The organism is Sphingomonas xinjiangensis (assembly GCF_014199255.1).
GTDB lineage: Bacteria > Pseudomonadota > Alphaproteobacteria > Sphingomonadales > Sphingomonadaceae > Sphingomonas > Sphingomonas xinjiangensis.
In genome coordinates, this window is record NZ_JACIJF010000011.1 from 1 (window position 1) to 19,302 (window position 19,302).

General features: G+C 67.0%; 18 protein-coding genes and 1 pseudogene. 8 read left to right on the forward strand and 11 right to left on the reverse strand.

Features of this window, described 5'->3' with window-relative positions; all coding sequences use genetic code 11:
• Window positions 1-299 precede the first annotated feature (299 nt).
• Window positions 300-626 carry an endonuclease domain-containing protein gene (locus FHT02_RS15450; protein ID WP_246352446.1) on the forward strand — a complete coding sequence of 109 codons (327 nt, stop codon included), beginning with the start codon at window positions 300-302 and terminating at the stop codon, window positions 624-626.
• A gap of 48 nt (window positions 627-674) precedes the next feature.
• Here FHT02_RS15450 and FHT02_RS15455 read toward each other — a convergent pair whose 3' ends face one another.
• From FHT02_RS15455 to FHT02_RS15465, 3 genes are read right to left on the reverse strand one after another with little or no spacing between them, the layout of a single operon-like run.
• On the reverse strand, window positions 675-1,343 hold the full coding sequence (locus FHT02_RS15455; RefSeq protein WP_184089599.1) for a spermidine synthase: 669 nt from the start codon (window positions 1,341-1,343) through the stop codon (window positions 675-677).
• A gap of 29 nt (window positions 1,344-1,372) precedes the next feature.
• Window positions 1,373-1,978 (reverse strand): phage terminase large subunit family protein, encoded by a 606-nt coding sequence (locus tag FHT02_RS15460; protein WP_425506446.1) that lies wholly within the window; start codon window positions 1,976-1,978, stop codon window positions 1,373-1,375.
• Complete coding sequence (locus FHT02_RS15465) at window positions 1,951-2,898, reverse strand: PAS domain-containing protein (protein WP_184089605.1); 948 nt, start codon at window positions 2,896-2,898, stop codon at window positions 1,951-1,953. Before FHT02_RS15465 ends, FHT02_RS15460 begins: the two co-directional genes overlap by 28 nt.
• Before the next feature lie 122 nt (window positions 2,899-3,020).
• Here FHT02_RS15465 and FHT02_RS22255 point away from each other — a divergent pair.
• Window positions 3,021-3,503 (forward strand): annotated as a pseudogene (locus tag FHT02_RS22255) (chemotaxis protein CheB); the annotation flags it as partial.
• A gap of 69 nt (window positions 3,504-3,572) precedes the next feature.
• Here FHT02_RS22255 and FHT02_RS15475 read toward each other — a convergent pair.
• From FHT02_RS15475 to FHT02_RS15490, 4 genes are all read right to left on the reverse strand, one after another.
• Entirely contained in the window at window positions 3,573-3,920 is a 348-nt protein-coding gene (locus FHT02_RS15475) for a hypothetical protein (protein WP_184089905.1), read from the reverse strand.
• Between the two features lie 109 nt (window positions 3,921-4,029).
• On the reverse strand, window positions 4,030-4,227 hold the full coding sequence (locus tag FHT02_RS15480; protein ID WP_184089908.1) for a hypothetical protein: 198 nt from the start codon (window positions 4,225-4,227) through the stop codon (window positions 4,030-4,032).
• An 88-nt stretch (window positions 4,228-4,315) separates the two neighbouring features.
• Entirely contained in the window at window positions 4,316-5,734 is a 1,419-nt protein-coding gene (locus FHT02_RS15485) for a PAS domain-containing protein (RefSeq protein WP_184089608.1), read from the reverse strand.
• Window positions 5,647-6,555, reverse strand: a complete 909-nt coding sequence (locus FHT02_RS15490) for a CheR family methyltransferase (protein ID WP_184089611.1) — start codon at window positions 6,553-6,555, stop codon at window positions 5,647-5,649. The genes FHT02_RS15485 and FHT02_RS15490 overlap by 88 nt, the downstream gene beginning before the upstream one ends.
• 173 nt (window positions 6,556-6,728) lie before the next feature.
• Between FHT02_RS15490 and FHT02_RS15495 the strand changes: the two genes are divergently transcribed.
• Both FHT02_RS15495 and FHT02_RS15500 read left to right on the forward strand, forming a co-directional pair.
• On the forward strand, window positions 6,729-7,478 hold the full coding sequence (locus FHT02_RS15495) for a sensor histidine kinase (RefSeq protein WP_184089614.1): 750 nt from the start codon (window positions 6,729-6,731) through the stop codon (window positions 7,476-7,478).
• 14 nt (window positions 7,479-7,492) lie between these two features.
• A complete protein-coding gene (locus tag FHT02_RS15500; RefSeq protein ID WP_184089616.1) occupies window positions 7,493-8,185 on the forward strand; it encodes a Crp/Fnr family transcriptional regulator in 693 nt (230 codons plus the stop codon).
• 119 nt (window positions 8,186-8,304) lie between these two features.
• On the opposite strand, the gene FHT02_RS15505 is transcribed toward FHT02_RS15500, so the two are convergent.
• Complete coding sequence (locus tag FHT02_RS15505; protein ID WP_184089619.1) at window positions 8,305-10,857, reverse strand: ATP-binding protein; 2,553 nt, start codon at window positions 10,855-10,857, stop codon at window positions 8,305-8,307.
• A 171-nt stretch (window positions 10,858-11,028) separates the two neighbouring features.
• Between FHT02_RS15505 and FHT02_RS15510 the strand changes: the two genes are divergently transcribed.
• The 3 genes from FHT02_RS15510 to FHT02_RS15520 are packed head-to-tail and all read left to right on the forward strand — an operon-like array spanning window position 11,029 to window position 12,552.
• Window positions 11,029-11,397 carry a response regulator gene (locus tag FHT02_RS15510; protein WP_184089622.1) on the forward strand — a complete coding sequence of 123 codons (369 nt, stop codon included), beginning with the start codon at window positions 11,029-11,031 and terminating at the stop codon, window positions 11,395-11,397.
• A 2-nt stretch (window positions 11,398-11,399) separates the two neighbouring features.
• The gene (locus FHT02_RS15515; RefSeq protein ID WP_184089625.1) at window positions 11,400-11,786 is read left to right on the forward strand and encodes a response regulator; all 387 of its coding nucleotides are present in this window, start codon (window positions 11,400-11,402) and stop codon (window positions 11,784-11,786) included.
• Between the two features lie 4 nt (window positions 11,787-11,790).
• A complete protein-coding gene (locus FHT02_RS15520; RefSeq protein ID WP_184089628.1) occupies window positions 11,791-12,552 on the forward strand; it encodes a ZIP family metal transporter in 762 nt (253 codons plus the stop codon).
• 6 nt (window positions 12,553-12,558) lie between these two features.
• Here FHT02_RS15520 and dapF read toward each other — a convergent pair whose 3' ends face one another.
• Together dapF and FHT02_RS15530 are read right to left on the reverse strand one after the other, a co-directional pair.
• A complete protein-coding gene (gene dapF, locus FHT02_RS15525; RefSeq protein WP_184089631.1) occupies window positions 12,559-13,503 on the reverse strand; it encodes a diaminopimelate epimerase in 945 nt (314 codons plus the stop codon).
• Between the two features lie 56 nt (window positions 13,504-13,559).
• The gene (locus tag FHT02_RS15530; protein WP_343056970.1) at window positions 13,560-14,375 is read right to left on the reverse strand and encodes a glutathione S-transferase family protein; all 816 of its coding nucleotides are present in this window, start codon (window positions 14,373-14,375) and stop codon (window positions 13,560-13,562) included.
• 40 nt (window positions 14,376-14,415) lie between these two features.
• On the opposite strand from FHT02_RS15530, the gene FHT02_RS15535 reads away from it, so the two are divergent.
• On the forward strand, window positions 14,416-16,881 hold the full coding sequence (locus FHT02_RS15535) for a DUF2339 domain-containing protein (protein ID WP_246352447.1): 2,466 nt from the start codon (window positions 14,416-14,418) through the stop codon (window positions 16,879-16,881).
• A 285-nt stretch (window positions 16,882-17,166) separates the two neighbouring features.
• Here the strand turns inward: FHT02_RS15535 and FHT02_RS15540 are convergent, their stop codons facing one another.
• Window positions 17,167-19,011, reverse strand: a complete 1,845-nt coding sequence (locus FHT02_RS15540; protein ID WP_246352448.1) for a methyl-accepting chemotaxis protein — start codon at window positions 19,009-19,011, stop codon at window positions 17,167-17,169.
• Window positions 19,012-19,302 lie beyond the last annotated feature (291 nt).

Sequence of the window (19,302 nt, forward strand, 5' to 3'; positions counted from 1 at the left end):
CATCGCGTCCTCCTGATGCAGGACGCCAATGATTCAGACTTTCACCGCCTTGGGAATCTCCTTCGTGAGTCAACCTCAACGCAAGCTGGTATTACGCCCCCACCATTTCATCTGAATCTCCTGCTCCAAAAGCCCTCTTCCCGAAGGGGGAGAGGGAGCTTGACGTCAGCCGTTCACTGCAAGAGCATCGCGCCAGTTCCGCGCAGGAGCACTAAAATGCCCCGAACCAACCCGGCGCTCCTCGCCCGCGCCAAAGCCATGCGCGCGCAACCGACCCACACCGAAGCCCCGTCTGGCGCATGCTTCGCGCCAAGCAGTTCGATAACGTCAAGTTCGCCCGCCAGGTGGTGATCGCCCCCTACATCGCGGACTTTGCCGCCCGCTCGACCAGGCTGGTCGTCGAGGTCGACGGCGACACCCACGCACTACGCGACGCCTACGACGCCCGCCGCACCCATTGGCTCGAAGCCCAAGGCTACACGGTAATCCGCTTCACCAACCACGACACCGCCACCAACCTCGAAGGCGTAGCCCAAGCCATCAGCGAAGCCCTAAAAGCCCTCTCCCCTCCGGGGAGAGGGTTAGGAGAGGGGAAGTGTGTCCCAACCGACAAGCCGCAAAGCTAAACCGAGGATCCAAGCCCCTCTCCCCCAGAGGGGAGAGGGAGAAGAAGGTCACCCCCGCACCCCGAACCAGATCACATGCCGCGGCCCCTTGCCGTTCTGCCGCGCGCGGACCGCCACTTCCTCCACCAGGAACCCGGCGTCTCGCATCCGCTTGGCGAACCGCGCGTCCGGCGCGGCCGACCACACCGCCAGGACGCCGCCGGGCTTCAGCGCCGCCTTGGCCACCTTCAGCCCGGACATCGAATATAGCCCGTCATTGCCCGGCCGCGTCAGCCCGTCGGGGCCATTGTCCACGTCCAGCAGGATGGCGTCATACACGCCCTGCGCGCGCCCGATCGCCCGTGCCACGTCTACGATCTCGACATGGGTGCGCGGATCGTCCAGCCCGCCCGCGGTCAGTTCGGCCATCGGCCCGCGCGCCCAGTCGATGATCTTGGGCACCAGCTCGGCCACACTCACCACGGCCTCGGGTCCCAGCAACGCCAGCGCCTTGCGCAGCGTGAAGCCCATGCCGTACCCGCCGATCAGCACATGGGGGTCCTTCACCCCCAGCCGCGCGATCGTCATCTCGGCCAGCGCTTCTTCCGAACCGCTCATCCGGCTGTTCATCAGCTCGTTGCGCTCCAGCACGATCATGAAGTCGCCGCCCCGCTTGAACAGCCGCAGCGGCTCGCCGCCCGGCACCTCGGCAGTGTCTAGCAATTCGCGCGGTATCAAATTCGAACTCCCGAATTATCCATTCACGCTTACAGGAAGCTGATCCGCGCGCCACGCGCTTTCCCCAGCATCAGCTCGGTCGCGGCCCATACCAGCGCGTCGCCGCGATCGGGCGAGCGCCCCGGTCCTTCGTAGCCGCCACCCATCTGCATCCCACACAATTCGTCCTCCAGTTCGGGGAAAGCCCCGATATGAAAGATCCGCCCGGCCTCGTACTTCAACTGCACCGGATCGGCGCGCGCCGCCTTGCCGTTGGTGGCATAGGCCTTGCGCACCGCCAGCCCGGCGTCCGCGCTGTGCAGCACGCTCACCACCATGTCGCCGCCCTGATTGGCCTCGGCCACCACACAGTCCGCCCGATGCCGCGCCGCGCACGCCGCCACCGCGTTCGCCCAGCCCTCGGGCCGAAGCCCCGAAACGCTCGCATCCTCCAGCACATAGCCGCAGTCGTCACGCCCCAGCCCCATGGCGACGATCCCGCACGCGTCGCCGGTGGCGCTCGCCGGCGGGTCGACGCCCACCACCACCCGCACCAGCTCTGGCACGCGCTTTGCGCGCTGCCGCTCGATCAGGTCGCGCGTCCACAGTGCACCTTCCACATCCTCGATCAGTTCGCCGTCTCTCCCCCCAAACAAAAAGGGGCCGCGGCATAGGCGGTCCATTGACGGCTGCACCATGTCCAATGCCCGCCGATCTGCGCGCGCCAGGCAAGCGGCGACATGCCTTCCACCAGTGTGCGGAAGCGCAGCTCGCTCTGCCGCAAGGCTTCCAGCGCCTCGCGCTGGGCGTGGATGTCGGTCCCCGCCACGTACCAGTTGACGATCCGCCCGTCCCCATCGCGCATCGCGTCGGCCCGGACCAGGAACCAGTGATAATCGCCCGCGGCGCGGCGGATGCGGAATTCCTGCTGATAGTCGCCCTCCCCGGCCACCGCGCGCTCCCACTCTGCGCGGGCGGCGGCGCGGTCGTCGGGGTGCACCGCCTCCAGCCAGCCCCAGCCCAGCGGCGTTTCGTCCAGCTGCCCCGAATAGCGCGCCCAGCGTTCGTTGAACCAGGTCGCGCGCCCCAGCGCATCGGTACGCCACAACAGGTCGGGAACCAGGTCGGCGATGGTGCGGAACGAAGCTTCGGTGGTGCGCAGCACTTCGTTGGTGTGGTTCAGCCGCCGCGTCCGCTCTTCCACCCGCACGTCCAGCTGGCGGTTGGTCTCGTGCAGGCTGGCGTTGGCGGCTTCCAGTTCCTCGGTCAGGACCTGCAATTCCTCCAGCGCGACGCGCAGCTCTTCTTCCACTTCGCCCTGCTTGGCGCGCGGGCGCAGCGCCTCCACCGTGTCCCCGTCCGCCTGGGTACCGGCCTCTGCCTCCGCTAACGAACGGGCCTTCAGGGCACGCGCGGCGCGCAGCTCGCTCGACAGCACGGCCATGCGGTGCAGCGACCGCTCGCGCTCCTCGGCCATCCGCGCATTCTCTTCCAGCGCACACTCCAACGCGGTGCGAAGCTGCTCGTTTTCATCGAGCAACCGGTGTGACACATGGTTGTCTGCGGACTGCGCCATCGGTTTCTCGATTGTTTCCCGCAATGTAACGCATGTTTGCAGGAATCGTCGCTGATTTATTTCAGCAGGTTTGCACCTTCGCCACACAGCCTTCGTTGCGTTGGCCGGGAAAGGTGCATCCAATGGCGACAAAGAACATCATTGTTATCGGATCTTCCGCCGGCGGGGTCGACGCGTTGCAGCGGCTGTGCGCGGCCTTGCCCGCCGATTTGCCCGCCGCGGTGTTCATCGCCCAGCACATCTCGCCCTCGGCCCGCAGCGTCCTTCCGCAGCTGTTGAACAAGGTCAGCCCGCTCACGGTCCTCACGCCGATGGACGGGCAGGCGTTCGAGGCCGGGCACATCTATGTCGGCGCACCCGATCATCACATCCTGATTCGCCCCGGCCGCGTGCTGATGCGGCGCGGCCCCTATGAGAACCGCACCCGCCCGGCGGTGAACGCGCTGTTCCGCTCGGCCGCGGTGCATTACGGTTCGCGCGTGATCGGGGTGGTGCTCACCGGCCTGCTCGACGACGGGACCGAGGGGCTGATCGCGATCAAGGCGGCTGGCGGCATGTCGGTGATCCAGGATCCCGAGGATGCCGAATGGCCGTCCATGCCGTGCAACGCCTTGAAGCGCGACCATGTCGATCATGCCCTTGCGTTGGCGGATCTACCCGCGCTGCTCGCTCGTTTAACTGCCGAGCAAGCCGCGCCGTCCATCCCGCTGCCCGAGGAACTTGGTACCGAGGACCGCATCGCCGCACCGGAATTTGCCGTGGCAGAACCCGACATCGTCACGCCTGGCCAGGCCAGCCGCATCTCCTGCCCCGATTGCGGGGGCGTGCTGAACGAGATCAAGGTGCAGGAGGAGCTGCGCTTCCGCTGCCAGGTCGGCCATGCCTACACGCCCCTGGGGCTGGCCGCGGCGCAGAATGACGAACTCGAACGCGCGCTGGGGGTCGCCGTACGCACCCACCGCGACCGCATCCGCTTGTTCGCGCAGATGAGCGACAGCGCCCACCAGCGCGGCCTGACCCATTCCGAAAAGCGCTGGAAAGCGCCTCGCAGGATTCGGCTCAGCTCATCAAGGTGCTCGAAGAAGCGATGGCCAGCCTTCGCGAAAACGGCAGCGAAACCGAAGCCGAGGCCTAGCAGCGCACGAGCGCGATCACATTGCTCCTGCCCGCGCCGTCGGCATCGTCCGAGCCGTCGGCCGCCCCAGCATCCCCCTCGGCAGCATCCGCGCGCGCGCGCGCTATCGCGGCATGCGTCTCCGCCAGCCGGGCCTTCACCCGCGCGGCATGTTCGGCAACCGAGTCCAGGATCTGCTTGCTGTTGTTCGTCATCACGCCGGCCTTCGACTTGCCTTTTCCGATCCCGCCCAAATAGATGCGTCTCGGTTAACGGCGCGTTAGGACCTCGTTCTCCCGAGGTTCAGCCGCCCGTTTCTCCCGCCGCCGCGGAGTCGTCCGCGTCGCGCACGCTCAAGATCAGCATCGGCTGCGATCCGTCGGCGAATGCCTGCACCTGCACGGTCCCGCGGAACGTCTGGCCCTCGGCAGTGCGCAGCCTGCACTCGAACGCCACTTGCCGCGTGGAACCGGTCAGCAGCGGCGCCAGCGCCGCGTGCACCTGCGCCACGCCCATGTCCTCGATCACGTCGGGCAGCGCGATCCGGCTCAGATGGTCGAGCGCAAAGCCCAGCCGTCGCTGCCCGCCCTCGTTGGTCATCACGAAGCGCAGGCTGCTCCGGTCGACCAGATAAATTTCGTTGCGCTCGCTGCTGATCACTTCGCCCAGATGACGGGCATATTCCTCGCGCACCCGCTCGTCGTTGACGTCCCGGAACACCAGCACCAGCCCTTGCGACCCGCCATTGTCGTCCAGCAGGCCAGAGATCCGCACGCGGCACACGATCCGCCGCCCGCGCCGGTCCAGCCCCTCCACCACTGTTTCGGCCTGGTCCTCATCGCCATATTGCACGCTGCCCAGCACGTCGCGCATCGCCTGCACCGGCAATCCGATGTCCAGCGTGTCGAAATTGGTGCCCAGCACGTCCTCGGCGCGCAGCCCCCAGGCATTCTCGCTCCACCGGTTCCAGCTCAGGATGCGCCGCTTCTCGTCCATCACGATCAGGCCGCCGTTCATCGCGCGCAGCACCGATTCCAGGTACAGCCGGTAATTCGATGCCTGCTCGGCCTGGATGCGCAGCTCCTCGTTGCCGGACCCCATCTCTTCGTAGGACGAGCGCGCTTCCTCGTTCAGCGTTTCCAGTTCCTCGTTGATCGACTGCAACTCCTCGTTGGTGGTCTCCAGCTCCTCGTTGCTCGACTGCAACTCCTCATTGGCGGTCTCCAGCTCCTCGTTCGCCGACTGCAATTCCTCGATCGAGGTTTCCAGGCTTTGATGCGCCGCTTCCAGGTCGCGCTGCAGCGTGAACAGCCGGGTCTGGTCGTGGAACGCCAACAGCACCGCATGCACGCTGCCATCGGGGCGCTGGAGCGGGCGGATATCGACGCTCAGCCGCAGCACCTGGTTCTGGCTCAAGCGATATTCCTGATCCTCCAGCCGCACGCGGTGGCGCTGGCGGAACGCTTCGTCGATCGGCCCGCGCAATTCGATCGGGCGGTACGAGATCGGCAGGTCCTGGAACGGCCGCCCGATATCGGCCTCGCCCACGCCCAACAGATGGCGCGCCGGCGTGTTGGCCAGCATCACCGCACCGATCTCGTCGATCGCCAGCAAGGCGGTCCCGCTGCCGTTGATCACCGCCTCCACATCCGCGCATCCGCGCCCGAAGGCTCCATGCGCGGCCGGCTGCTGCTGAAACTCCCGCCGATTGACCGCCGCCATTCCTGCGGCACCTTGGTAAAAATGCGGTACTTTGCCTTCACGGACCGGAACAGCGCCGATCGCGCCAGCTGCGTCTCGGCCTTCCCCAGGAACAGATAGCCGTTGGGGTTCATCGCGTAATGCAGCCGCGGCAGCACCACGCTCTGGGTCTCTGCTTCCAGATAGATCAGCAGGTTGCGGCAGGTGAGCAGGTCGATGCGCGAAATCGGCGCATCGTGCACCACATTGTGCTGACCGAATATCACGCATTTGCGCAGCTCGCGTGAGAACAGATAATGGTTCTTGGTCTTCTCGAAATATTTTTCGAGCAAATCGGGCGGCACATTCTCCACGTCGCGCGGGCCATAGCTCGCCTGCCGGGCGCTTCTCAGCGCCTCTTCGTCCAGGTCGGTGGCATAGATCTTCACGCGTTCGCAGAATTCGGCGACGCCCAGCGCCTCGGCGAACAGCATGGCGATCGAAAACGGCTCCTCCCCCGATGCGCAGCCCACGCTCCACACGCGGATGCCGACATTCTTCTCGGCCGCTTTTATAATGGCCGGGACCACCTGCTCGCGCAGCACCTCCCACGCATCGGCGTCACGGAAGAACGACGTGACGTTGATCAGCACCGTGTTGAGCAGTTCCGCGAATTCGCCCGGCTGCACTTCCAGCTGCACGCGATATGCCGCGAAGTCCTCTGCCCCGGTCGCTTCCATGCGCAAGGCGATCCGCCGGCGCAGACTGGTGCGCTTATACCCGCGGAAATCCACGCCGCGGCTTTCCTGGATATAGGACAGCAGCGACTCGAACTGCGGATCGGGAGCGACTCTGTCGGCCATCGGATTTTCTCGGGGAAGGGAAGCGGTCGACACCGTGCTACGGCCCCCTCTGACCCCGCGCAAAGACGAATCCCAGTTCATCGAAGCAGATGAATTAACTTTGCGCACTTTGTTGGGCACGCTCCCGGCGCAGGAACGTTGTGGCCTTGCCCATACACAGAATGGCCGTGCGCATGACTGAAGAACCCGGCCCGCTCGACGCGTTTCCCCCCCCGAACGGCGCCGATATGGATGCACGGCTGACCGACGCGGAACGCGCGCTGACAACCGCCGATGCCGGTGCGCAGGCCTCGCTTGCGCGCGAACAGCTGTGGCGCGACGAATTACAGCACCGGGTGCGCAACATGCTCGCCATCGTCCGTTCGATCTTCGCGCGCACCGTTGCCGCCGGCGGCGATCTTGAAGATGTCGCCAACCACTTCAACGGTCGCCTCGACGTGCTTACCCGCTACCAGCTGGTGCACGGCGTCGGTCCGGACGCCACGCTCGACTTCCAAACCATGGTCCATGACGAATTGCAAAGCATTCACGCCGCGGGCGATCCGCGCGTGACCTGCGAAGGACCCGAAGTCCGCGTGCCTCAGAATACCGCACAACTGCTCGGCCTGGCGCTCCACGAACTCGCCACCAATTCGATCAAGTTCGGCATATTCTCGCTGTTGCCCGAACGCGGCACGCTGGCGATCCGCTGGCGGGTGGCGCCCGACGGCTTTCACTTCAACTGGGACGAACGCGGCATGGCCGTGCTGGGCGCCGCGCCGCTACGGCAAGGCTTTGGCCGCGAGTTCATCGAACAGGCGCTGCCCTATCAACTCGGCGCCCGCGCCACCCTTGATGTCCTGCCCGGCCAGGTTTCGTGCGACATCCATGTCCCCTCATGGGATACTGCACGCGCCGACTCGGTGGACCGAGTTGCTTCGTAAGGCGTTGACCTGGCATGAATATCGCCTACCGCTCCGGCTTTGCCTTTTCCGCCGTGGTGACACGGCTGTCCCGTCTGGCCGCTTTGTCGGACGCGGACCGCAACGGGCTGCGCGATGCCGAATCGCTCCGCTGCCGCATCGGCGCGCATCGTGAAATCACCGAAAGCCAGTTCGATGGCCGGCCGCTGTTGCTCGTCGCCGGCTGGGCCGCCCGCGTCCGCATCTTTTCCGATGGCCGCCGCCAGCTTCTCAGCCTGTTGCTGCCTGGCGATGTGATCGCCGCCGCGCGGCCCGACGCGCCCGCCGCCCCGGTGACGGCGCTGACCGAAGTCACGGTCGCTCCAGCCCCAACCGCTGCGCCTGGCAGCCCCTTGGATCGGGCCTATGCCGCCGCTGCTGCCGCCGAACAGACCCACCTTTACCGCCAGATCGCCCGCCTTGGACGCTTGAGCGCGTATGAACGCCTCGCCGACTGGCTGCTAGAGGTGCAGGAGCGGCTCGCCGCCGCAGACCTCGTCAACGGCACCGGCTTCCCGATGCCGCTCACGCAGGAGGTGCTGGCCGACACGCTCGGCCTCACCAGCGTCCATATCAACCGCACGCTGCAATCGATGCGCCGCGACGGCGTACTCGACTTACGAAGCGGCACCGCCCGGCTGCCCGACGCCCAGCACCTCGCCAGCCTCGTCGACTACCGCGCCAGCTAGAATCCTCCCGCGCAGGGGCAGGGGGACTGCCAGCAAAGCTGGTGGTGGGGTATCGCGCCAGCCGTTGTCCCTATGGTCCCCGCCAGGACCGGCATCAACGCCCCCCACCTTCTTGCCCCCTACGCCGCCTTTCGCAACGCGGTCTCTACTTCGCGCACCAGCCCGGCGCGCGCTTCGGCCGGCGCGGCTTCCAGCGCGTCCTCCAGCTCGGCTGCCCGCTCCCCCAGCTGCATCTGGCGGAACATGCCCGCTGATCCGGCCAGCTTGTGCAGCAGCGCGCGCAGTTCGGCGATCTCTGCGTCGGTAAAGCGCTGGCCCGCGCTGATCTGCTCGGCACAGGCCAGCAGCTCGGCCTTGCGCGCGTCGAAGCGGGCCTGGAGCGCCGGGCCGATCGCCAGCTCGGGTACCGCCGCTTTGACCGGCGCCGCCGATGGCGCCCAATGTGCGATGACGTTGGCCAGCTGCGTCAGCTGCACCGGCTTCGACAGATGCGCCTGCATCCCCGCGGCCAGGCACGCTGCAACGTCGTCGGCATAGGCGTTGGCGGTCAGCGCCACGATAGGTAGCGTTTCACCCGCGCGCCGCAGGGCGCGCGTCGCCTCCAGCCCGTCCATCACCGGCATCTGCATGTCCATCAGCACCAGGTCGAACGGCGCACCCGCGTTCGCCGCCTGCCGCACCGCCGCGACGGCCTTGGCGCCGTCCTCCACCACCGTGGCGCGGTGGCCGATCTGGGCCAGCATCGCTTCCATCAGCGCCTGGTTGACGTCATGATCCTCAGCCAGCAGCACATGAAGCGGGCGCCCTCCCTCGCACGCCGCCGCTTCGGTCGATGCTGTGGCTTCGGGCGCCGCCGCTTCGCTCAACGGCAACCGGACGGTGAAGGTGGTGCCAAGGCCGATCTGGCTCTCGACGGTCAGCCTCCCGCCCATCAGCTCGGCAAGCTGGCTGCTGATCGCCAGCCCCAGCCCGGTCCCGCCAAAGCGCTGCGCGGTTGAATTCTCCGCCTGCACGAATTGCTCGAAGATCGCCGACAGCCGATGCGGTGCGATACCGACGCCCGTGTCGGACACGGCGATCTCCAGCATGCGCCGCGCCGCGCCGTCCTCGCCCTCGCCCTCGTCCTCGCCCGCCGCATAACGCGCGTCGATCGTCACGCTGCCGGCCTGGGTGAACTTCACGGCATTGCCCAGCAGGTTCAGCACGATCTGGCGCAGCCGCAGCCCGTCCATCTGCGCAAAGGGCGGCAGCTCGGGCGCGATGTTCAGGCGCAGCTCCAGCCCCTTCTGCTCGGCGGCGGGCCGGATCAGCTTGGCGCAGTTGCGCAGCGCATGGCCCAGGTCGACGCGTTCGGGCGCGATCTGCATCTGCCCGGCCTCGATCTTGGACAGGTCCAGAATGTCGTTCAGCAGCCGCATCATCGCCTTGCCCGAGTCGACGATCAGCTGGACCTGGCGCTGCTGCTCGGGATTCAAGTCCCCGTGCAGCAGCAGGTCGGCGAACCCCAGCACCCCGTTCATCGGCGTGCGGATCTCGTGGCTCATATTGGCCAGGAAGCTCGACTTGGTGCTTGCCGCCGATTCAGCGCGTACCCGCGCGGCTTCGAGTTCCAGTTCCATCCGCTTGCGGTCGGTCACGTCGCGCAGCGACGCCAATATCTCGGTCGGTTGGCCCGCTTCGTCGCGCACCAATCCGCTATGCGCCTCGATCCACACCTGTTCGCCCGGCTTGTTCAGCTTTTCGGCGCGATAGGTGATGACGCCGCGCTCGATCTGGCCGGTTGCCAGCAGATGGTGGAACTCGATCAGTTCGCTCTGATGGTCCAGATGGACGTTGGCGCCCACGCTGATCGGCAGTCCCAGCAACGTCTCGGGTGCCGCGCCCAGCACATGTTCGCTCGACGGAGAGGCATAGGTGCACATGCCAGCCAGATCGATGCGCAGCACCGCGTCGGTCGCGTTTTCGGCCAGCAGTGCCAGCTGCGCCTCCACCATTTCGCGCCGGGCGATGTCCTCTTCCATCCGCTGGTTCGCCGCGCTGATCGCTTCCAGGCGCTCGCGCCGCTCCCGCGCGATCAAGAGCGCCAGCACCAGCACCAGCACCGCGCTCAACCCGAACGCGATCTGTACCGGCTGCTGATACCCGATCGACCGGGTTTGCCGCTCGGCCAGCAATTGCCGCTCAGTGGTCTCGGCTGCGTCCATCAGCCGCGCCCATTCTTCCATCCGGTGCCGGCTGCGTTCGCTGCCGATCACCACCGCCGCCTCGGCATGGCGGCCCGCCGCTCCCAGGGCGATGGTCTGGCGAATTTCGTTCAGCCGCTCGCGCAGCAGCATCTCGATGCGATCCAGCCGTGCCGACTGGGCGGCATTGTCGGTGACCATCGCCCTCACCCCACGCAGTTCGCGCATCATCCGGCGCTCCACGGACTCCGCGGCAGCGCGGCTGCGCCCATCCCCGGTCAGCAGGTACCCGCGCCGAGCGACTTCGCCGCGCAGCATCAGGATGCGCACGCGCGACAGCTCGTGGCTGACCTCGGACGTGTGCCGCACCCATTTGTCGGCCTGATATTTCTGGACGGCCAGCCACATGCCGGATCCGGCGCAGAACAACAGCATCAACAAGCCATTGATCAACAGGATCGACGTCCGCCTCTTGGATAATCCGTTCACGGCTGTGTCGCGCCCCTTCATATCCTCACCGTTATAGCAGGGTAACCACGTTCACCCCTGCGCTGGCGTGTGTCGAGGCATCGAAATCGACCAGCCGAGCGTCTTTTTGCTTGAGCATGCGCCTATGATGGAGGGAATTGCTTTAAACAGTCGAGAAAACGAGTCCGGCACATGGCACGCATCATCATCGCAGACGACGACGAGATCACGGGGGAAGTCGCCCGCGACGCGCTGATCGCCGCGGGTCATGGTGCCGGGCTGGTGTCCGATGGCGCGGAAGCGCTGCGGGTGATCAAGGCCAGGCGGCCCGATCTGGTCATCCTGGATTGCAACATGCCGGAGCTCTCGGGGGTGCTGCTCGTGCAGGAACTGCGTAAGATCAATGACTTCGTCGAATTGCCGGTGATGATGCTCACCGGCCGCCGCTCCAGCCGCGACGAAGAACTGGCCCGCTTCGCCGGCGCCAACGAATATATGAAAAAGCCCTTCGATCCCGACGAACTCGTTTTCCGCGTCGACCAGATGCTGGCCAAGATCTGATCATGGCACGCATCATCTATGTCGAGGACGACAGCCTGATCGGCGACATCGTCCAGAAAATCCTCAGCGACGCCGGCCATCTCGTCGGCGTGATCACCCATGGCACGCTGGCCTTCGACACCATCGCTTTCAAAAAACCCGAACTGGTGATTCTCGACCGCGCCCTGCCGGGCATGCAAGGCCTGGATATTCTCCGCGCCCTCCGCCGCCTTCCCCAGCTCTACCTCACCCCCGTGCTGATGCTGAGCGCCACCGGCGGCGATGCCGCAGTCGAAGAAGCGATGGGCGCTGGCGCCAATGATTATCTCGTGAAGCCCTTCACGCCAGAAGCGCTGGTCGACCGCGTTGATCAGGTTCTCCGCCAGAACAGCTTCCGCAACCTGAATTGAGGCGATGCCCGGTGCACTTTCCGCCGGCCTATGGGGCCTGCTTGGTGGCTCGGCGTTGGTGCTGGGCGCCGGCATCGCCTGGTTCGTCGCCCTGCCGCAGCGGCTGATCGCGGCAATTATGGCGATCGGCGCCGGCGTGCTGATATCGGCGGTCGCCTTCGACCTTATGGACGAAGCCTATGCCCGTGGCGGCTTCGATTCGACGGCGTCCGGCTTTCTTGCTGGCGCGGCAGCCTACACCCTCGCCAATGTCCTCATATCGCGCCGCGGTGCGCGCCACCGCAAGCGTTCGGGTACGAACCCTGATGCTTCCCAGCAGGGCGCGGACCAGGGTTCCGGGCTCGCCATTGCGGTCGGCGCGCTGCTCGATGGCATTCCCGAGTCGGTGGTGATCGGCACCAGTCTGCTCGGCGGGAAGGGCGTCAGTCTGGTCACCCTAGCCGCGGTGTTCCTGTCCAACGTGCCCGAGGGGCTGTCGAGCGCCGCCGGCATGAAGCGGGCGGGCCGTTCGCCGGCTTATGTGTTCGGGGTGTGGGGCGGCATCGCGCTTGCTTCGGGAATGGCGGCGCCGCTCGGCTATGCAACGCTGGCCGGCGCCTCTCCCGACTTGCTCGCGGGCGTCACCGCGGTTGCTGCCGGTGCGATCCTGGCCATGCTGGTCGACACCATGATCCCCGAAGCGACCGAAGCGACACACGATTATTCCGGGCTGATCGCCGTGCTCGGCTTCCTCATCGCCTTCGTGCTCACCAAACTGGGCGGCTGATCCCGCTCACGCGAGCGCATCGACCGCAGCGGCCCATGCGTCCGCCTCGTCCTCACGCCGGGCGTGCATCACCGGCACCTCAGCTCGGCATGTCGCCACGTCCACTCGAACACTGGCATCGTACAGGAAGCTGGCATTGCCGGAGATCGTGACCACTCGCTCCGCGCTCGCCTCGGCGCGGACCAGTCCGCCCTTGTTGAACACCCGCAACTGCCGATCAAACGGTACGCGTCCGGTCAGCGCAGCCGCCAGTACCGACGCGGCCATCGCGCTGCCACAGCTGTCGGTCAGCCCCACGCCCCGCTCGAACGTGCGCACGAACAGGTCCGCTTGTCCGCGTAGCTCCACGAACGACACGTTCGCTCGCGCCGGAATTAGCGCGGGCCCGGCCTCGCACCATGTCCCCAGCGCCACCAGTTCTGCTTCGTCCACTTGGTCGACAAACGTCACCAGATGCGGGTTGGGCATCGCCACAGCAGTGAATGTACGCGTGCTCGGCAGCCCCGGCACCACGGCATCGATCACCTGCACCGCGTCTATGCGAAGCCCGACATCGCTTGCAGATACCGAATTGGGGCCCGCCACCGTGCGGATCGTCGTCACGCCCGGCGCCAATTCGGCGTCGCGCACTACCTGCGCAACGCTGGTCTTCAGCCGCACCGTCGCCTGTTCCAGCCCCAGCACTTCAAACCCAAGCCGCGCGGTGCAGCGCAACCCGTTGAGGCAGGTTTCGGCCTCCGACCCATCCGAATTGAACATCCGCATGCCGAATGCCGACTCGGAATCGCCTGCCGTCAGCAGCAACAGCCCGTCCCCGCCCACAGGGCCGCTGCGATCGGCTAGCGCTCGCGCCACCCCCGCCCACCCGGCGTCGCTCAGCGACAGCGCGCGCGCGTCGATCAGCGGAAAGTCGTTGCCAGATCCGTGACACTTGATGAAGCTGAACTGCATGCCCTGCGATCTAGGCGCGGCATGGCCGATCCGCCACAGATTCCTTCCGTCCGCCGCTATGCCGCAGCAACCGCCGGGCCGCCCAGCGCCTTGACCAGCGCCGCGTCCTTGATGACGATGTCGGCAAAGCTCGGCCGCGCCAGTATGCGCTCGAGCCAGACCGTCGTTCGAGGATATTGCACCTCGCACGCCTGCACGCCAATGCATCTCAAGGTCGCCAGCGGACTCGCAACGGCAATGTCCGCCAGCGTTAGCCGATCCCCGACCAGGTAACCTTGTTCCGGCGCCACCGCTTCCAGATAGTCGAATAAGGGCGGCAGCAATCGATGCTCGGCATCATCCGCTGCCTTCAGGTCACCTTCCTGTTTCAGCACCCGCGGCCGCACGAATCGTTCACCAAAGATCGCGCTGCCGGCCGCCATCATCAGCGTGTCGGCAAATTCGTCGAACCAGATCGTCCGCGCCCGATCTTCCGGCTCGGCTGGGATCAACGCCGGCTCTGGGAACTTGGCCTCCAAATACGTGACGATGGCGGTGGAGTCCGAAATCCGGAAATCGCCGTCCTGGAACCCCGGCATCTTCCCGAACGGGCTCGCCGCCGCGAAATCTTCTCCACCCCGGCCCATCCCCGCGCCCTTCAGTTCCAGCACCAGCCCTTTTTCGGCGCCGAACACCATCACCTTGCGCACATAGGGCGAAAGCGTCGAACCAAAGACGATCATCAGGCATTCCTCTCGCAACCATGACCGACCCGACGCCCCCATCGAGCCGGCTTCAAAGCCACGCCCCGCGACAAGGGCAATCACCTGTGCCAAGAGGCGGGGAGTGAACGCGCTTACGCTCCTCATCGCCCTTGGCGCCGTCGCGGCCATTTTTTCGGTCCTGCGAAGATTGCGGAGTGTGGAACAGGACTTGGCTCGCGTCGAGTCCCGCCTTGCCCAGGTGGAGGCGCGGGGAGTCGCCCTGCCGACGCCCGAGGAAAGTCCCGCCGCACGCGCTCGTGCGATGCTGGCCAGCCGTGTCTCGCAAGCCGCGGAGACGGTGCCACAGCCGGCGCCCGAACAGCATGTCCCATTGCCACAGCCGGAACCCGTTTCCGCGCCGCTGCGCGAACCCCAGCCCGTCGAGCCGCGCTTCAGCCTGGAAGCGCTGATCGGCGGCCGGCTGCCGATCTGGATCGGCGGCGCCGCGCTGGTGCTCGCCGGCTTCTTCCTGGTGCGCTATTCGATCGAGAGCGGGCTGCTCGGCCCGGGCACCCGCACCTTGCTCGCCGCCTTGTTCGGCCTGCTCCTCATCGCCGGCAGCGAAGCCGCACGGAGGCTCGCCGCCACCCGCGACGATCCGCGCGTCGCGCAGGCGCTGGCCGGCGCGGGCATCGCCAGCCTGTACGGCACGCTCTACATGGCGGCGGCACTCTACCATCTGGTCAGCCCGCTGCCCGCGTTCGTGCTGGTGGTCACCGTTACTGCCGGAGCGATGGCGCTCGCATTGCGCCACGGCCCGCCCACGGCGGCGATGGCGCTGGTCGGCGGCTTCGTCGCGCCATTGCTCGCGGGGTTCGACGCCGCCGGGATCGGCCCGCTGCTCCTCTATCTCGCCTTGTTCATCGCCGCCTTGTTCGGGCTCGCCATCCGCCGCGGCTGGGGCTGGCTGGCGCTTGCCGCCGCCATCTCCGGCTTCGGCTGGATCAACTTTCTGATTGCCGCGCTCGGCGACCGACCGGGGGATTGGTCGGCGGTCGGCGCGTTCACCATGCTGCTCGCCGCCTGCGCCAGCGTCGCGCTGCCCGCCACCGGCACGCGCAATCCCTGGCTGCGCCTGGCCCCGCTCGTCGCCGGCTTTGTCCAGCTGGTGGCGCTCGCGCCCTCGCTCGAATTCGGCGCGCTCGCCTGGAGCTTCTATCTCGTCCTTGCCGCCGCCGCGTTGTTCCTGTCGTGGCGCGAACCGCTGTACCTTCCCGCCGCGCTGGCTGCGCTGGGCTTCCTGCTCGTCCTCGAACTGCTCGCGCTGCTCCACCCTGAGCGCAGCATTACGCCGCTCGCTGCCGTGGCCGCCACCCTGCTGTTCGCGCTTCCCGGCCACTGGCTCGCCAGCCGCAGCCCGCGTTGGGCCGAACTCGCGCTCGGCGGCACCGCGGGGCCGCTGCTGGTGGCGCATGCCGCTGCACCGTCGCTGCTCGCCGCGCCCGCCTGGGGCGTGCTCGAATTGCTCGCCGCCGCCGCCTGCGCGCACCTCGCCTGGCACCGCCGCTCTGCCGGGAACGATTCCGCGCTGATCCTCGCCAGCCTCGCCACCGCGCTGCTCGGCGTGCTCGGCCTCGCCCAATTTCTGCCCCATGCCTGGCTGTCGCTGCCGCTCGCCTTAGCGATCCTCGGCCTCGCCGGATGGGCGCGCTTCGTTCAGGCGCGTGCCTTGTTCAAGCTGCCGGTGCTCCCCTTCGCCGCGGCGCTGGTCTCCGCAGGGCTGCCGCTGCTCGCCTTGACCGAGCTTGTCGCCGCCTCGGTAATGGGTGACCGCCTGCCCTATCTGCGCCTGCCGCACACCGGGTTGCTCCTGCGCGATCTCGCGCTGCCCACCGCCGCGCTGGTCGCGAGCCTCCTCGATCCGCGCATGCTCGGCAACGCCCGCCGGCTGGTCGGCAGCCTCGCCATCGCCGTGGCGGTGCTGCTGCTCTACGCGCTCACCAAGCAACCCCTCGCCCTCGCCACGCTCGATCGTTTCGCCGCGGCGGGCTTCCTCGAACGCGCCCTGCTCACTCAGGCATGCCTTGCCGCCGGCTGGCTGCTGCTGCGGGCAAGGCGCTTTCCCAGCCTGGGCGGCGTGCTCCTCACCCTCGGCCTCGCCCGCTTCGTCTGGTTCGACCTGCTGTTGCTCTCGCCAGTGTTCGTGCCGCAACAGGTCGGCGGCATCCCGCTGCTCAATGCCGCGGTGCTCCACGCCGCTGCGGTCGCAGCCTGGCTATGGACGCTCGCCCCGACGCGTCCGATCCGCACCGGCGCGGCGCTCGCCACCCTGGTCGCGCTGCTCGCAGCCGTGCGCCAGGCCGCGCATGGCAGCCTCATGACCGGCGCGGTCTCCACCCCGGAAAATGGCGGCTATTCGGCAGTGCTGCTCGGCGCGGCCTTGTTCTGGCTGTGGCGCGGTATCGCCACCGGCGCGCGCGACCTGCGCATCGCCGGCCTCGCGCTCCTGACCGCCGTCACCTTCAAGGTGTTCCTGGTTGACGCCGCCGCGCTCGACGGCGTGCTGCGGATCCTGTCCTTCCTCGCGCTCGGCATCGCCCTGATCGGCATCGGCTGGGCGTACAATCGCTTCTTGGGCACGCACGCGGAAGCGGCGGCGCCAAGCCTCGACGCCGCCGCTTCAACCCCTGGCTAACGCTTTCTCAAATCCCCGAGGGGGGAGGTGGCAGGCCGGAGGGCTGCCGAGGGGCGTTCAGGTTGCAAGGGAACGCCATCGCCGAACGCGCCACCCGCCCCCTCCCCACAGAGGGGTCTGGGCTGCACCGCTAGGAGCTGCCGCAGCTAACCCAAACAGTCGGTTCCCCGGCCACGGCCGGGGCTCAGCTGCCACGCGGTCGGTGAGCGGAGGCGCCCCTTGAACCGCATTGCGACTGTGCCCTGGCGAGGGCGGGGAACAGTCTCGTTGCAGATGGACCGGCGTTTAGAAGTTGGTCCAGTCGTCGCCCGCCTGGGGTGAAATCGACACCGGCAGCGGCTTCACGGGCGAGTGATACCCCCCCGCCGGCTTGGCCCGCCCCGGCGCAATCGGCTTGAAGGACTTGGGGCCAGCCGCCCCTCCGCCGGTCTCGAACTTTGCCGCCTGCTCGGCCAACGCCAACACTTCGCTCGACAGGTTGCGCGCGGCGGCAGAGGTCTGCTCGACCATGGCGGCATTCTGCTGCGTGGACTGGTCCATTGTCCCGATCGCCACGCTGATCTCCGTGATGGCAGTGGATTGCGCTTGGTTGTCCGTTGCCATCTGCCCCAGCAGGCTATGCACTTCGGCCACGTCGCCAGAGATGTTGGCCAGCGCGCCGTCAACTTTTTCCACCATCGTCACGGCCGCGACGATATCGATCTGAGTGGCAGTCAGCTGGTCGCGGGCGCGCGCCGCTTCCTCTTCGGACCGCATCGCCAGCGCCGACACCAGATCTGCAACGACGGCAAAGCCCCGTCCGGCCTCCCCGGCTCGCCCGGCCTCCACTGCCGCGTTCATGGCCAGCACGCGGGTCTGGAACGCGATCTTGTCCAAGCCTTCGATCACGCTGTCGATGCCCTTGGCCCCGTCCGCCACCCGCGCCATAGCTTGCACCGCTTCGTCGGCGATCGCCCGGCCGCCTTCGACGGTCGAAATCGCACCGTCGGCCCGTACCACCGTGCGCTTCGCGGCATCCGCGGTCGCTCGCAGGCGTCCGTCCATCTGCGTCACCGCGGCCGAGGTTTCTTCCAGGCTCGCGGCGTTCGCCTCGGTACGGCGCGCCAGATCTTCCGACGCCTGGGCGATTTCGCCCGACCCGGTACGGATCGCCGCCGCGCTTTCGCTGACCGACCCGATCAGATCGCGCAGGCTCGCCAGCGCCGCATTGAAGTTGGTCCTGACCGATTCGTAGCTGGGCGAGAATTGCTCGGTGATGGTCGCGCGCAGATCGCCCGCGGCCAGCTTGCTCAAATTGCTCTCCAGCGCCTGAACGACACGCTGCTGTTCGGCATCCGCCTCGGCCTTCGCGGCATCCGCCTTCTGCTTCTCGACCGCCGCGTCGCGGAACACCAGCACCGCCTTGGCCATGCCGCCCAGTTCGTCGCCGCGCGCGGTGCCTTCCACCTGCACGCCACTGTCGCCGCTCGCCAGTGCCTTCATCACGCAGGTCAGCGCGCCGATCGGCTTGGCGACGTTGCGCGACAGGAACCACGCCAGGAACAGCGCCAGCCCGAGCGACGCGAACCCGCCGGTCCAGATCGCCAGCCGCGACGCCGCCGCCGCCGCTTCCTCGGCTGCTATTCTGTCCTGGACGCGCGCCTCCTGGACTGCAGCCAGTTCCTTCAGCGTCGCGCGGATATCGCCGAGCATCTTCACGCCGGTCTTCTGCTGCGCTTCAGCGCGCGTCGCGGGATTGGCCGCCAGTTCGGCGATGTTGTCCAGCTTGCCGCGCAGCGTCCGCACATGCCCCGCCAGCACCTCCACCCGCGCCTGCTGCTCCTCCGAACGCGACACTTCCTTGAACGCGCGCACCGTTTCGAAGAACTTGTCGCCATTCTCGCGATAGGTCTTCAGGAACTCTTCCTTGCCCAGAATGGCGTAGCCACGTGCCCCGTTCTGCTGCTCCAGCACCTGGCTCATCATCGTCTCGGTGAGTTGGAGCGCCCGCAGCGAGCGTTCCTTGTCCTGCGACGCCTCGGTCAGGCTGGCTAGGTTGAGGAACACCAGTGACCCCACCACGGCGAAGATCACTATGACGGCGGCAAACGCCCCTGCCAGCTTGCGAGAGATCGGTAGACTGTTCAGCAAAACATGCACTCCATGCCCGAGCGGAGCGCTTCGCCCCGTTTCTGTTTCTTGTTATGGTTCCGCTCTGATCGAGACCGTCGATCACAACCAAACATCTTCTCTTGTAGGAAGATGTTGGACAAAATCGTTATCGACGCAGAAACATCCGGTAATATGCGGCTCCGGTATTCTACCTATTCCGGCGTGCCCGCACGCCTTGCATGTAGCTAACCCATTGACTCGCTGGCGCGTTTGCCGCGCACGGCACAGAAGAGCACCAGGTCATGGGTGGACGGCGCCGCGCCTATTCCC

Coding starts and splice junctions, on each gene's coding strand:
- FHT02_RS15450 (WP_246352446.1), top strand. CDS start 300: ATGCTTCGCGCCAAGCAGTTCGATAACGTCAAGTTCGCCCGCCAGGTG.
- FHT02_RS15465 (WP_184089605.1), bottom strand. CDS start 2,898: ATGGCGCAGTCCGCAGACAACCATGTGTCACACCGGTTGCTCGATGAA.
- FHT02_RS15475 (WP_184089905.1), bottom strand. CDS start 3,920: ATGGGTCAGGCCGCGCTGGTGGGCGCTGTCGCTCATCTGCGCGAACAA.
- FHT02_RS15480 (WP_184089908.1), bottom strand. CDS start 4,227: ATGACGAACAACAGCAAGCAGATCCTGGACTCGGTTGCCGAACATGCC.
- FHT02_RS15485 (WP_184089608.1), bottom strand. CDS start 5,734: ATGGCGGCGGTCAATCGGCGGGAGTTTCAGCAGCAGCCGGCCGCGCAT.
- FHT02_RS15490 (WP_184089611.1), bottom strand. CDS start 6,555: ATGGCCGACAGAGTCGCTCCCGATCCGCAGTTCGAGTCGCTGCTGTCC.
- FHT02_RS15495 (WP_184089614.1), top strand. CDS start 6,729: ATGACTGAAGAACCCGGCCCGCTCGACGCGTTTCCCCCCCCGAACGGC.
- FHT02_RS15500 (WP_184089616.1), top strand. CDS start 7,493: ATGAATATCGCCTACCGCTCCGGCTTTGCCTTTTCCGCCGTGGTGACA.
- FHT02_RS15510 (WP_184089622.1), top strand. CDS start 11,029: ATGGCACGCATCATCATCGCAGACGACGACGAGATCACGGGGGAAGTC.
- FHT02_RS15515 (WP_184089625.1), top strand. CDS start 11,400: ATGGCACGCATCATCTATGTCGAGGACGACAGCCTGATCGGCGACATC.
- FHT02_RS15520 (WP_184089628.1), top strand. CDS start 11,791: ATGCCCGGTGCACTTTCCGCCGGCCTATGGGGCCTGCTTGGTGGCTCG.
- dapF (WP_184089631.1), bottom strand. CDS start 13,503: ATGCAGTTCAGCTTCATCAAGTGTCACGGATCTGGCAACGACTTTCCG.
- FHT02_RS15530 (WP_343056970.1), bottom strand. CDS start 14,375: ATGGCCGCGACGGCGCCAAGGGCGATGAGGAGCGTAAGCGCGTTCACT.